The 12,905-nt window shown below is 66.5% G+C and carries 11 protein-coding genes; 3 read left to right on the top strand and 8 right to left on the bottom strand.

The genetic code is table 11. From position 1 onward, the window contains the following. Positions 1 to 9: 9 nt before the first annotated feature. The 6 genes from AC1D34_RS05730 to AC1D34_RS05705 all read right to left on the bottom strand — a co-directional run bounded on the left by AC1D34_RS05730 (position 10) and on the right by AC1D34_RS05705 (position 7,276). On the bottom strand, positions 10 to 1,188 hold the full coding sequence (locus AC1D34_RS05730) for a mandelate racemase/muconate lactonizing enzyme family protein (RefSeq protein ID WP_441504675.1): 1,179 nt from the start codon (positions 1,186 to 1,188) through the stop codon (positions 10 to 12). A gap of 11 nt (positions 1,189 to 1,199) precedes the next feature. Continuing rightward, positions 1,200 to 2,687 carry a M81 family metallopeptidase gene (locus tag AC1D34_RS05725; protein ID WP_476823724.1) on the bottom strand — a complete coding sequence of 496 codons (1,488 nt, stop codon included), beginning with the start codon at positions 2,685 to 2,687 and terminating at the stop codon, positions 1,200 to 1,202. Positions 2,688 to 2,749: 62 nt separating this feature from the next. Then, positions 2,750 to 3,613 carry an ABC transporter permease gene (locus AC1D34_RS05720; protein WP_441488590.1) on the bottom strand — a complete coding sequence of 288 codons (864 nt, stop codon included), beginning with the start codon at positions 3,611 to 3,613 and terminating at the stop codon, positions 2,750 to 2,752. A gap of 2 nt (positions 3,614 to 3,615) precedes the next feature. After that, positions 3,616 to 4,560: an ABC transporter permease gene (locus tag AC1D34_RS05715; protein WP_441488591.1), complete on the bottom strand. Its 945-nt coding sequence runs from the start codon at positions 4,558 to 4,560 to the stop codon at positions 3,616 to 3,618. Positions 4,561 to 4,667: 107 nt separating this feature from the next. Then, a complete protein-coding gene (locus AC1D34_RS05710) occupies positions 4,668 to 6,206 on the bottom strand; it encodes an ABC transporter substrate-binding protein (protein WP_441504677.1) in 1,539 nt (512 codons plus the stop codon). Positions 6,207 to 6,238: 32 nt separating this feature from the next. After that, entirely contained in the window at positions 6,239 to 7,276 is a 1,038-nt protein-coding gene (locus tag AC1D34_RS05705; RefSeq protein ID WP_476823723.1) for a succinylglutamate desuccinylase/aspartoacylase family protein, read from the bottom strand. A gap of 99 nt (positions 7,277 to 7,375) precedes the next feature. Between AC1D34_RS05705 and AC1D34_RS05700 the strand changes: the two genes are divergently transcribed. The 3 genes from AC1D34_RS05700 to AC1D34_RS05690 all read left to right on the top strand — a co-directional run bounded on the left by AC1D34_RS05700 (position 7,376) and on the right by AC1D34_RS05690 (position 11,293). Next, positions 7,376 to 8,122: a GntR family transcriptional regulator gene (locus AC1D34_RS05700; protein ID WP_476823722.1), complete on the top strand. Its 747-nt coding sequence runs from the start codon at positions 7,376 to 7,378 to the stop codon at positions 8,120 to 8,122. A 23-nt stretch (positions 8,123 to 8,145) separates the two neighbouring features. Continuing rightward, on the top strand, positions 8,146 to 9,318 hold the full coding sequence (locus AC1D34_RS05695) for a mandelate racemase/muconate lactonizing enzyme family protein (RefSeq protein ID WP_476823721.1): 1,173 nt from the start codon (positions 8,146 to 8,148) through the stop codon (positions 9,316 to 9,318). Positions 9,319 to 9,688: 370 nt separating this feature from the next. Continuing rightward, positions 9,689 to 11,293 carry an ABC-F family ATP-binding cassette domain-containing protein gene (locus tag AC1D34_RS05690; RefSeq protein ID WP_476823720.1) on the top strand — a complete coding sequence of 535 codons (1,605 nt, stop codon included), beginning with the start codon at positions 9,689 to 9,691 and terminating at the stop codon, positions 11,291 to 11,293. 187 nt (positions 11,294 to 11,480) lie between these two features. On the opposite strand, the gene AC1D34_RS05685 is transcribed toward AC1D34_RS05690, so the two are convergent. Both AC1D34_RS05685 and AC1D34_RS05680 read right to left on the bottom strand, forming a co-directional pair. Continuing rightward, a complete protein-coding gene (locus AC1D34_RS05685; protein ID WP_441504682.1) occupies positions 11,481 to 12,284 on the bottom strand; it encodes a lipid II flippase Amj family protein in 804 nt (267 codons plus the stop codon). Between the two features lie 120 nt (positions 12,285 to 12,404). Further along, a partial coding sequence (locus AC1D34_RS05680; RefSeq protein WP_476823719.1) for a hypothetical protein occupies positions 12,405 to 12,905 on the bottom strand: 501 nt, incomplete at its 5' end.

Here is a 12,905-nt window from a genome sequence, read left to right as displayed (position 1 = left end):
GGCCCCGCCTCAGATCTGCGGCGTCGCGTAGAGCACTTTGCCGTTCACCTTGATCTCGACATCCTGGAGATACTGGCGGATGCCCTCCTCGTCGATCTCCAGCCCCAGCCCGACCGCGTCCGGGACGCTGATGTCGCCATTCCCGTCCCTTTCCAGGTGGTTGCGGGTGAAGGCGAGCGCGACGGGCTTTGGCATGGCCGGATACTCGCAGATGACGTGGTCCTTCAGGCCGGCATAGGGCTGGATCGAGGCCGAGAGCGCCAGATGCGAGGTGAAGCTGTGATTGACGAAGGTCACGCCCCTGGCAACGGCGTAGTCGGCCACCTCCTTGGACGGGCCGACGCCGCCGATCCGGCCGCAATCGATCTGGATATAGCCGACGCCGCCATGATCGATCAGCTGCTTCGCCATATGGACGTTATGGGCACCCTCCCCGCCCGCCAGGCGCACGGTCGAACTGCGCTTGGCCAGGGCCGCATAGGCGTCGACGGCGCTCGCCTGGAACGGCTCCTCGAACCAGAGCGCGCCTGCCTTCTCCAGCGCGGGCAGTCTTGCGGCGGCGCGCTCGACATCCTCGATGAAGATCTGGCCGGTATCGACCAGCAGGATGCCGTCTGCGCCAAGCCCTTCGCGCGCGGCGACGAAATGCTCGGCATCCGCGGCGACGCTGCCCCGCCCGATCGGCCCCCAGCCGAACTTGGCGGCCCGGAAGTTGCGCGCTCTCGCATCGCGGGCGCGCGCCAGCGTCTCCTGCGGCGTGTCGCCGAACAGCACCGAGGCATAGGGCGTCTTGGGGTGGCTGCGCTCATAGCCGAGCAGGCGCCAAACGGGCTCTCCGCGCAGCTTGCCGAGCACATCCCACAACGCCATTTCGACGCCCGACAAGGTGTGCGGCGCCTGCAGCAGGTCCATCGAGTTATAGGCGACGTCAGCCGAGATCTGCGCGATATCGGCCGGGCTTTCGAGCGGCTTGCCGAGAACGGAATCGGCGACGGGGCGGCAGACCCCATGCGACATCGGGCAGATGAAGGCTGCGATCGAGGGCAACGGGGCTGCCTCGCACTCGCCCCAGCCGATCTGGCCGCCGGCGGCTACCCGCACCAGCAGGGCATCCTGGCTGCCATCGGCCTCGTCCGTCACCACGGGCATGGACAGGTAGAAGAAATCGACTGCATCGATCGTCGGCACGGGCTTGTCCTTCACAGCGTGTAGATGACGGGGTTCGGCGCGAAGGCCGCATCGGCCTCGAGCGGATACATCGGCCGGGCGCAGATGCTGTGCCCGAGGCTTTTCAGATTGGCCGAGGTCGCACCGGGCGCATCGATGTTGAAATTATGCTCGCACCATTGCTCGAACATGTGGTGCTCGGTATGGGGCGACTTGACCACGACGAGGTCGAAATCCTGCGGGTTCAGGCCGTTGGCGTAATACATCGCCCGGTCGAACAGGCTAACCGAATGGCTCATGACCACGATCGTGAACGGGCCCAAGGTCAGCACCGCCGTCGGGCCTGCCGCAAGCGGCGCCTTCATCRTTTCCAGCAGCGCTTCGCCATCCGAGAGCAGCTTGACCTTGGCCTCGACCTGCATCGGCGTGAAGCGGGCGGGGTCGATGGCGCCACCCAGCGCAACGCTGATCGTCGCGCCGACGCCGGCCTTGTGCGCGGCTGCGGCCGCCCCGGCATCGACCAATGGCGCCAGGACCCTGCCGCCGTAGCCGGCCGCGTACAAAGCCGCGATGATGGCGTTGCTGTCCCCCGACGCGCCCGAGGAGGTGGCGTCGGCCGCATCGGTGAAGATCAGCGGCCCTGCCATCGTCTGGGATTGGGCGATGGCGCGCTCGAGCCCGATCAGCTTGCCCTGCATCCGGAAGCGTTGCGGCCAGAATTCCTCGGCGAGGCGAAGCGCCTCGCGTTCAGCCGTGGCCGCGTCACCGTCGGTCAGGATCAGGACCTGCGAGCACAGTTCCGGYACATCGGTGAAGGGATTGCCGATCATGATGCCGGCGGCCAGCGCCCTGCCCTCCTCCTCGAGACGCCGGCAGTCGCGCAGGAGATCGCCATAGCAGCCGGTCTTGGTGATGAGCTCGTCGCCGCGGACCAGCGTCGGCATGACGACGCGTGCGGCGACAGGGCGAAGCCCGCCCTCCATCAGGCGCAGCAGCAGCGCGGCGGCGCGGCGCCCGGTATCGGCGAAATCGACATGCGGATAGGTCCAGTAGATCGCGAAGCCGTTGACCTGCCGCAGCATGCGATCGGTCAGGATGCCATGCAGGTCGAGCGAGATGACAATCGGCATGTCCGGCCCGACGCGCTTGCGCAGCGCCTCGAGCAGGTAGCCCTCCGGGTCGAGTTCGCCCTCGGCTGCCATCGCGCCGTGCAAGCAGATATAAATGCCGTCGATGCCGTCGAGACGCGCGAAGACGGCGTCGAGGAACTCCTGCGACAGGCGCTTCCAGCCTTCGGCGGAAAGCAGGCCGGCGCTGCCAGCGCGGGCGCCGATGGTCGGCACCACGGTGATGTCACCGCGCGCCTCGAACACGGCCAGCGCGCCACCGATCTCCTGGTTGGTGCCGCGCTGCTCATAGAGCGCGTCCCCCCGCCTGATGTGGAAATTGCCGTAGCCCGACGGCAGCGGATTGAACGACGAGATCTCCTGCTTGCATTCGGCGATGAGGATGCGTTTCACGTCTGGTCTCCGGTTTATCGCTCGGGCGCGGCTCTCCGCGCCGGCCTTCGGGATGGCGGTGGCTACATGGTCGAACGCGGATCGAGGGCGTCGCGCAGACCGTCGCCGAGCAGGTTGAGGCCGAGCACGGACAGGACGATCGCAAGCCCCGGGAAGATCGTGATCCACGGCGCCTCGCGCATGAAATCGCGGCCCTGGGCGATGATCGCGCCGAAGGAGGGTGCCGGCGGTGGCGGTCCGGCGCCGACAAAGGAGAGYGCGGCTTCGGCCAGGATGGCGACGGCGAAGACATAGGTCAGCCGGACGATCAGCGGCCCCATGGCGTTGACCAGCACATGCCGGAACAGGATCGACAATTCGCCCGCGCCGAGCGAGCGGGCGGCCTCGACATAGTCGAGTTCGCGCGCGACCAGCACCGAAGCGCGGACGATACGGGCCGTGTGAGGCATGGTGGCGATCGACAGGGCGATCACGACATTGGTCAGCGAGGCGCCGAGCACCGCGCTGACCACCATGGCGAGCACGATGGAGGGGAACGCCATCAGCGCATCCATCAGCCGCATGATCGGGTTGTCGAAGCGCGGGAAGAACCCTGCGACCGCGCCGATCACGGTTCCGAAGAGGCCGGTGAGAAGGACCGTCGCCGCCCCGATGCTGAGCGAGATCCGGGCCCCGACCATGACGCGGGAGAGGATGTCGCGGCCGAAATGGTCGGTGCCGAACCAGTGCGTCGCGTTGGGCGGCGTCAGGCGCATGCGGGCATTGCTGCGCAGCGGATCGAAGGGCGCGAGCAGATCGGCCAGCAGCGCGACCAGGACGATGGCGAGCACGATCGCGGCCCCGATCTGGAAGGAGCGGCTGCGGGCGAGCCGGCGAAGGCTTGCCTGCCGCGGGCTCAGGGCCGGTTTATGAAAGGCGATCGTCATGGTCAGGACAGCCTCACCCGCGGGTCGACGACTGCGTAGAGGAGATCGACGATCAGATTGATCAGGAGATAGACCACCGCCAGGAAAAGCAGGCCGCCCTGGAGCACGGGAAAGTCGCGGGAGGCGATGGCGCCGACGATCAGCCGGCCGATGCCCGGAATCGAGAAGACCTGCTCGATGATGACGGTGCCGCCGAGCAGCGCGCCGGCGACGATGCCGATCACGGTCAGGATCGGGATCATGGCGTTGGGCAGGCCGTGGCGCACCACGATGTAGAAGCGCGACAGGCCCTTGGCATTGGCCGTGCGGACGAAATCCTGGTTCAGCGTTTCCAGCATCGAGGCGCGCGCCATGCGGGCGATGAAGCCGACCTGCACGAGCCCGAGCGTGAAGGCGGGAAGGATGACCGTCTTGAGCCAGCCGAGCGGGTCGGTGCCGAAAGCGGTAAAACCGCCGCTCGGCAGCCAGCCGAGCGAGACGGCGAAGACCAGAACCATCACCAGCCCCAGCCAGAAATCGGGGACGGAGAGGCCGAGCAGCGCCGTCGTCATGAAAAGCTGGTCCGGCCAGCGATTATGGAAGACGGCGGCAGCCACTCCGGCGGGCACGCCGAGCGCAATCGCGATGGCGAGTGCAAAACTGGCGAGCGAGAGCGTCACGGGCAGCCGCTCCAGCAAGGCGCCGGCGACGGAGCGGTTCAGCAGCACGGATTGCCCGAGATCGCCGCTGAGGACGCGCCCATACCATTCCGCCATCTGCAGCGGCAGCGCCTTGTCCAGTCCGAGCGCGGTGCGCAGCGCCGCGACCTGCTCGGGCGTGGCCGAGGCGTCGAGGAAGGCGGCCGCCGTATCGCCCGGAACCAGCCAGATCAGGGCGAAGGACATCAGCGAGACCAGTGCGAGCACCAGGATCGCGCTGGCGATCCGCCGGATCATAAAGCTTGCCATCAGTTGTTCCGCTTCGAGAAGGCGCAGCCGCGCAGCCCGCCAGCGGCGGGCCGGCATATAGCGGGCCGATCTGCGGGCGCGCTGTCTGACGCGCCCGCAGGCTGGCGTCAGCGCTCGAGCCAGACACCCCACATGCGCGGGATGCGGTAGGGCTTGAAGTTCTTCAGCTTGGCAGTGCTGATCTGGAAGACGCCGTAATTGCCGGCCTTCATGGCGACCGCGTTGTCGTACATATGGGTCTGGAAGCGGTCGAACAGCGCCTTGCGCTTCGCCTCGTCCATCTCGCTGCCGAGCGACGCCGCCAGCTCGTCGATGACGGGGTCCTTGGCCTGCTGCGAGAGACCGTTGACCCAGGGCGCCATGACGGAGGCCGGCCCTTCGAAGGGCTCGATGCCGAAGCCGTGGGTCCAGAAGGTCCAGCCCTGCGGGGTGAAGCCGATCTTCGAGACCGTCGGCCAGTCGGCGATCGAGATATCGACATTGATGCCGATCTCCTTCAGCCGTTCCTGCAGCACGGTTGCGGTGTCGACATTGGCCCGCAGGTTGTCGACGATGAAGGTGGTCTTGCCGCCCTTGTAGGAGGATTTTGCCAGGAGCGCCTTGGCCTCAGCCAGATCGGCCTTGTTGTACTTGGCGCTGCCGGCCGTGCTGTAGAACGGCGCGCCGGGATAGAGCCAGCTCGGGTCGATCTGGTTGATGTCGGAATAGGCGATGCTCATGATGTCGTCCATGTTCAACGCGGCCTGGACGGCGAGCCGGAAATTCTTGTCGTTGCCCGGCGCCTCGGCATGGTTGAACTTGATCACCTGCAGGCCGAAGGGCACCACCTTGTGGATCGCGAAGCGCGGATCGCTGCCGAGGCGCTTGGCGGTCGGCCCATCCGCGGTTTCGTTGAACTGGATCTGACCGGATTCGAGCGCTGCGGTGCGAGCGCCGCCCTCCGGCATGAAGCGGAAGGTCACGGTGTCGAGGAAGGCTTCCTTCTTGCCGGCAAAACCATCGCGGCCCGTACCGTTGGGATTGGGCACATAGCCGTCGAAGCGCGCGAGCTTCACATGGCTGTCGGGCTTGTACTCCACGAATTTATAGGGGCCGGTGCCGATGATCTCGATCTTGCCGGCCTCTTTCGCGGCTTCGCTCGCCGGATAGATCGCCAGCGGCGCCCGCGGCGAGGACAGGTTGTCGAGGAATGTCGCCTGCACCTGCTTCAGCGTGATGGTGACTTCATGCGGGCCGGTCGCCTTGATGCTGTCGATGGCCGAAACCAGGGCCAGCGAGGCGCCGATCTTGCGGTAGCGTTCGAGCGAGGCGACGACGTCATTGGCGTCGAGCTCCTTGCCGTTATGGAACTTCACGCCCTTGCGGATCGGGAAGACATAGGTCTTGCCGTCGGGCGAGATGGTGACGCCCTCGGCCAGCTCCGGCACCGGCTTGGCGTTCTCGTCGCGGGCATAGAGCGTCTCGAAGATATGCAGGGTGACATTGCGCGAGGCCTGCGCCGAGGTGATCTGCGCATCGAGCGAAGGCGGCGCCTGGCTGATGCCGATGACGACGTCCCCGCCCTTCTGCTGGGCGGAGGCTCCGGCCTGCATCGACAGGAGCATGGTTGCTGCAAGCGCGTGGCCGAGAATGCTGTGCTTTTTCATGCCTGATCTCCCCTTTTTGATTATTCAGGACGTCACTGGGCAGCGCGGGTCTCGTCGTAATCCTCCATCACCACGGCCACGGCGTCGCCACGCTGGACGCGGCCCGGACCGGCCGACATCCACAGGACGCCGTCGAGCTGGTAGCGAATTTCGATCGGTGGCCGGTCGACATCCTCGACGAAATGCAGCAGCCCGGCGAGTTCGCCGGCCCGGCAGATGTCACCGACGACATTCTTCGGCTCGAACAGCCCGCCCGATGGCGCAAAGCTGTACCCGGCGGCGTTGCGGACCATCATGTGGCGGGTGCCTTGCGCCCCATCGCGCTGGCGCGTATCGGGGCTGCCCTCCATCAGCTTGAAATGCTTGAGAATGTTGAGCAGCGCACGGTCGGCGATGCGCACGCCCTCGACATTGACGCGCGCCCAGCCGCCGAGCTCGGTGCCGAGCGAGAGGATGCCCCGGCGCTCGACCGAGAATGTCAGCGTCGCGCCCTCGTCGACGCCCCAGAACACGACATTATAGGGCGCACCGAAGGCCGCGGCCGCCGCCATGGTGCGCTCCCGGAGCCCGGCATCGGCGACGTAATGCATGTTCGTCGACAGAGCTGAATCGCCGGAATGGCCGGCCGTGTGAAGGTCGACGGAGATATCGACATGCGGCAGCAGCACCGCATCGACGAAATGCGCCAGCATCTCCGAGAAGGTCCCGCGCGGATTGCCGGGGAAGCAGCGGTTCATGTCGCGGTTATCGACCGGCGACAGCCGCGTGTCGTTCATCACGGCCGGGATGTTCAGCGCCGGTATCATGATGACGCGCCCCTGGATCGCGCCAGCATCCAGGCTGCGCGCGAGCCGGGAGATGGCGATCGGACCCTCATACTCGTCGCCATGGACGCCGCCTGTAAACAGCACGGTCGGCCCAGTGCCGTTGCGCACGGAGATGATCGGGATCTCGACCGTGCCCCAGCCGGAGGTGTTTCGCGAGAGCGGCGCCTTCAGGTAGCCGGCCTGGCGGCCTGGCGCATCCAGATCGATTTCGCAGCGAATGCGGCTCTCGGCAACGGTGACCATCCCTACCCCCTCCTTGCTCTTGTGATCGTATGATCGTATACGATTCTACGATTAGTCAAGTGAGGCCGCCGCAGGGCGAGGCAAGTGCAGCAGACGAAGATGCAGCAGACAAAAACCAATGCGAGGGCGGAGGCGCCAAGGCCGGTATCGCGCGGCACGGGCTGGCTGCCGCTGCAGCCGCAGACCCTGGTCGACCAGGCGATCGAGGCCATCATCGCCGGCGCGGCCGCCGGCCTGATCCTGCCCGGGGACCGGATCGTCGAGGCCGAACTCGCCCGCAAGCTCGGCGTCAGCCGCGTGCCGGTGCGCGAGGCGCTGCGGCTGCTGGAGAGCCAGGGCGTCGTCGTCAACGAGCCCTACAAGGGCATCCGGCTGCGCCCGGTGACGAATGGAAGGGTTGCCGACCTCATCGAAACCCGCATCGCGCTCGAAGCCAGCGCGATGGGGCGGGCGACCGCGGCCGGGCGCAATCGCGGCCACCATCTCGACCCGCTGCGCAAGGCGGTTGCGGAAATGGAGCYGATGGCGGCCCGCCACGATGCCTATGGCGTCGCCGCGGCCGACACGCTGTTCCACCGCGCGCTCTGCGAACTCGGCGGCAACAGCGTGACGCTCGATCTCTGGGAGACGCTGTCGCGGCAATTCACCATCATTTTCGGCCTGGCGACCTTCGGCAAACCGATGCTCGGTGTCGTCGAGGAGCACCAGGATCTGCTCGTGGTGTTCGAGGCCGGCGACATCGCGGCGATCCGCGCCGCGCTGGACGAGCACATCACCGTGATGAACCAGGCCATGGATTACGAAGCCATCATTGCCCGCCGCCGCGCAGAAAGGGACGAAGCGTGACTGTTTCCCAGACGAGCCTAGCCATGACGACCCAGCGCCCTGCCAGCCTGCCCCCCTTCAAGATCACCCGGATCGAGGCCGCCCCGCTCTTCGGTGAGAGCCCCAAGGGCGGCTGGTCGGCGGAGATCCGGCCCGACGACTCGATCCATGCCCTGATCGCGGTCCATACCGACCAGGGGCTGATCGGCTATGGCAGCTCGTTCACGGATGGGCGGCTGGTGCAGGCCGGGCTCAAGGTGCTCGAGCCGCTGTACCTCGGCGAGGACGCGCTCTCCCCCGATCATCTCAGCGAACGGCYGCACCAGAACACGTTCTGGATGGGACGCGGCGGTACGCTCACCCATACGATCAGCGGCATCGACATCGCGCTCTGGGACATTCTCGGCCAGGCGACCGGGCTCAGCGTCGGGCGGCTGCTCGGCGGCAGCTATCGCCGCCGCGTGCAACCCTATTGCTCGCTGCTGATGGAAGAGCCGGCGGCGATGCGCGAGGTGATCGCGACCTATCGCGACAAGGGCTTCACCGCCTTCAAGATCGGCTGGGGTCCGTTCGGCCGGGCGCTGGACACCAGGCTCGACGAAGCGATCGTGCGAGCGGCGCGGGAGGCGGCCGGCGACAAGGCAAAACTCTTCGTCGATGCCGGCGCGAGCGATGCGCTCTGGCCGCATGGCTTCAAATGGGCCAAGCGCACCGCGGAAATGCTGGCGGATTTCGATGTCGGCTGGTTCGAGGAGCCGGTGCGGCCCGACGCGATCGAGGAGTATCGCGAGCTGCGGCTATGTTCGCCGGTGCCGATCGCCGGCTGCGAGGTGCTGACGCGGCGCCAGGCCTTCCTGCCCTGGCTGGCGCGCGGCGCCGTCGATATCGTCCAGCCCGACGTCACCAAGGTCGGGGGCTTGTCGGAGCAGCGCCGCATCGCCTGGATGGCCGACGATTTCGGCGTGAAATATATCGGCCATGGCTGGAACACGGCGCTCGGCCTCGCAGCCGACCTGCAGATGGCCGCCGCGTTCCCGAGCGCGGATCTGGTCGAGTTCATTGGCGGCAGCCCCTATGTCGACGGCATCCTCGCCGAGCCCTTCGTGCTCGACGGCGAGGGCTGGCTGACGATCCCCGACCGGCCGGGCCTCGGCGTCAGCATCGACCAGGACAAGCTCGCCCGCTACACGCCGAACCCCGGACTGCTCTTCGCCTGAGCCAGACTTTGGGGCCGCGCGGGCAAGGCACCGACATGCGAAGCCCCGCCGGATCGTGCGAAACGGCGGGGCCGATGCAAGCGCGACACAAGAGCTGGGGGGCTGAAGATGTGCCGCGCTGGGAGAAACATACACTCAGCAAGCTGACATTTAGCTGACAGCCCCCTGTCCTGTTCGCCCAGCTCCGGCTGTGCCAAAAGCGCGACCGTCCAGACCCGGCGTGCAATGCAAAGCCTCCGTACGACGCTTGATCCGGAGGGATCACGGAGCTAGATAACGCCCGTTATCAGTTCCCACAGGATGTCTGCAGCCATGGATTTCACCCCGACCGCAAAGCCAGTCCGCCTTGCCCCCGGGGAGATCCGTATTCATGCCTGCCTCCATCATCCTGTCCCATCTGACGCTGTCGGCACCTGACGGCCGCTCTCTCCTCTCTGACCTCGACCTGAGTTTCGGGCCGGAACGCGTCGGCCTCGTCGGCTGTAACGGCATCGGAAAGACCTCGCTTCTCCGGTTGATCTCTGGCGAACTCTCCCCCCAGTCGGGGCGCGTTTTTGTGAGCGGAACGCTCGGCGTCCTGCGCCAGGCCGTCCAGATCAATCCCGACGAAACGATCGCGGGGCTGTTTGGAGCGACTGAGGCGCTGGCGCTCCTGCACCGTGCCGCGGCCGGCGAAGCCACCATCGACGAACTCGGGAAAGCCGACTGGACGCTTGAGGCGCGCCTGTCGGCCGCCCTCGCCCAGGTTGGGCTTGAAGTGCAACCGCAGGCGCGACTGACTGCCCTCTCCGGCGGGCAGCGCACGCGGGCCAGCCTCGCTGCGCTTATCTTCGCGGAACCCGATTTCCTCCTGCTGGACGAACCCACGAACAATCTCGACCGGGAAGGCCGGAGCGCCGTGATCGATCTCCTCGCCAACTGGCGCTCTGGTGCCATCGTCGTGAGCCATGATCGCGAACTGCTCGAGACCATGGATGCCATCGTCGAGCTGACCTCTCTCGGCGCGACGCGCTATGGCGGCAATTGGAGCGCCTATCGCGAGCGCAAGGCGCTCGAGCTCGCCGCCGCGCAGCACGATCTCGCGGACGCCGACAAACATCTCGCCGAATTGGCCCGCGAGGCCCAGGCGGCAACCGAACGCAAGGCCCGCAAGGACGGGGCCGGCCGCAGGACAGGTGCGAAGGGCGGCATGCCACGGATCGCCCTGGGCCTGCTGAAGGATCGCAGCGAAGACAGCGGAGGCGGCAATGCCCGCCTCACCGAGGACAGACGCTCGCAGGCCTTGGCGGCCGCGACTGCCGCACGCGAGCGCATCGAGATTCTGCWGCCGCTCTCTGTAACCCTGCCCTCGACAGGGCTGCCGGCGAACAGAACCGTGCTGACGATCGATCGCGTCAGCGCAGGCCATGAGCGGGAGCGGCCGATTCTCCGCGACCTCTCCCTGACGGTGACCGGCCCGGAGCGCCTGGCCGTCACCGGCCCCAATGGCTCGGGAAAGACGACCTTGCTTGCGTTGATCGCCGGACAGTTGCGGCCCTGGGCGGGGAGCGTCCGCGTCCTGACCGGTTTCGCCATGCTCGACCAGCGCGTCAGCCTGCTCGATCCAGCGCTCTCGATCAGGGACAATTTCCTTCGGATCAATCCGCAGGCCGACGAAAATGCCTGCCGGGCCGCGCTCGCCCGCTTCATGTTCAGGGCCGATGCCGCGCTTCAGCGCGTCTTGTCCCTCAGCGGTGGACAGATGCTGCGTGCCGGCCTCGCCTGCGTTCTCGGCGGAAAGACCCCTCCTCCGCTGCTCCTGCTCGACGAGCCGACGAACCATCTGGACATCGACTCGATCGAGGCTGKGGAGGCCGGGCTGCGCGCCTATGAGGGCGCGCTCGTCGTCGTCAGCCACGACGAAGCACTCCTGGAGGCGTCGCAAATCTCCCGGCGGCTGGAACTGCCGTCGGGGAGAGCGACCACACTGTCTTAGCGAGCGGAAGCAAGGTGACCGGCGCCGCATCGGAGCATGTGCGAGGAGGAGATCGTCGCGGCGGGCGGCGAAGCCTGTCTCGCATGATGGCCGATGCAGCCGTCAGGCCGCCGCTGCTGGCGAGGGTCGGCGGGCAGCACTCGATCAGTCAGCTTGCCCCCCACTGTTGGAGCTCAGGCAACGGGCGCTAGATTGCCTTGGCGACCCAGACGATCAACTGCGCAGCAGGCACCAGAATGGCCTGAGCAGCGATGGTTCCCGCCAAACGCCCGGCAATCATCCAGACCACGACCTTTCGGAAGAAGCCGTCATCCGAGGTTCCGCTGACGGTGTCGTCCGTAAGGGCCGCAAGATAGGGATCGATCAGGATGAACATCATGATCGTCGCGACGCCGTTGATCACTGAGGACAGCGTGCTCGCAGTCACGCGCAAGTCCGGATCGATCGTTCCGGCATAGATCGCCGCCAGCACGCCAACGGTCCAAAGCGCACTGGCTACGAAATTCATCAGGATGACCGACACGGGAACATCTGTCGGGAGCTTGAGAAGATAGAGATTCTGGTAGCTCGGGATCTTGGCCGATGTCCCGAGGAGGGAAACGCCGCGTGGCGTCAGAGAGCGCGCCAACAGGCGCGGCATCGAACGATTTCGTTTGAAGCTCGACACCGCGATCGTCGAGTAGCGTTGAAAGGTCGGGATCAGCAGGCCACCGATCAAGGTGGCGGCCGAGGCACTGGCGATGATCAGCGCGAAATCGAAATGAAGATCATGGAGTATGGGACTCTTGATGGCGTTCTCGACACGCTTGGCCAGGAATGGCCCCTGAAATGAATTTGAAGTCCGCGAGATCAGGACGAGAACGTTGAAGAGGGAGAACGCGATGGCGATGTGGCCGGTGCGGATGCCCGCAATCCTGAAGGCATAGGCGAGCGTGCCGATCAGGTGGATCACGAAGGTCAGCCCAATGATGAGCGCCAACTGAAAATCCATGGTTCCCTCCCCAGGCGGCCGTGATCCCTGTCCCGGGCCCAGCGCTATCATGCCGACCGAGCCTCAGCCATGACCCCGGCTTTGCCTCTCCTTTCAGAGGACGGCCGCCTCGAGGCGGCGTCACGGAGGCGATGTCGTTTCGTCGAAGCGGCTCCAGCCTGCCCGCTCATATTCGCCGCGGCGCGCCTTCGCATCGATCGGACCGGCTCCATCCAGGATCTTCTCGATGACCGCGGCATGGGAATCGGAGGTGCGGACCGAGACCACCGTGCTGCCGCGCCGGATCGTTTCCGCGTAGAAATGGGCCTCGTCCTCGCTCAGTCCGGCGCCGGTCAGCGCCCCGATCAGGCTTCCGGCTGCGGCGCCGGCCGTGGTGCCGACGGCCAATGTGCCGAGCAGCCACCCGGCCGCCAGAACCGGCCCGATACCAGGCAGGGGAAGTGCTGCCACCCCGGCCAGAAGGCCCGCGCCCGCGCCGACAGCGCCGCCGAGCTCGGCTCCCCGGGAGGCATCTTTGCTGATGGTCGCTGTGGGGGAGCGAATGATGCTGATGTCATCTGGCGGCAGGCCTGCTGCTTCCAGTCTCGTGATGGCAGTCTCGGCATCGGCAGGGTCGTCGAA

The organism is Allobosea sp. P1_A7, from assembly GCF_056406775.1.
The sequence above is the reverse complement of the archived record's forward strand: the minus strand, read 5'-3'. Positions and strand labels throughout refer to the sequence as shown.

Excerpts from the sequence above, each read along its gene's own strand:
- AC1D34_RS05715 (WP_441488591.1), bottom strand. The coding sequence starts at position 4,560 with ATGGCAAGCTTTATGATCCGGCGGATCGCCAGCGCGATCCTGGTGCTC.
- AC1D34_RS05710 (WP_441504677.1), bottom strand. The coding sequence starts at position 6,206 with ATGAAAAAGCACAGCATTCTCGGCCACGCGCTTGCAGCAACCATGCTC.
- AC1D34_RS05705 (WP_476823723.1), bottom strand. The coding sequence starts at position 7,276 with ATGGTCACCGTTGCCGAGAGCCGCATTCGCTGCGAAATCGATCTGGAT.
- AC1D34_RS05685 (WP_441504682.1), bottom strand. The coding sequence starts at position 12,284 with ATGGATTTTCAGTTGGCGCTCATCATTGGGCTGACCTTCGTGATCCAC.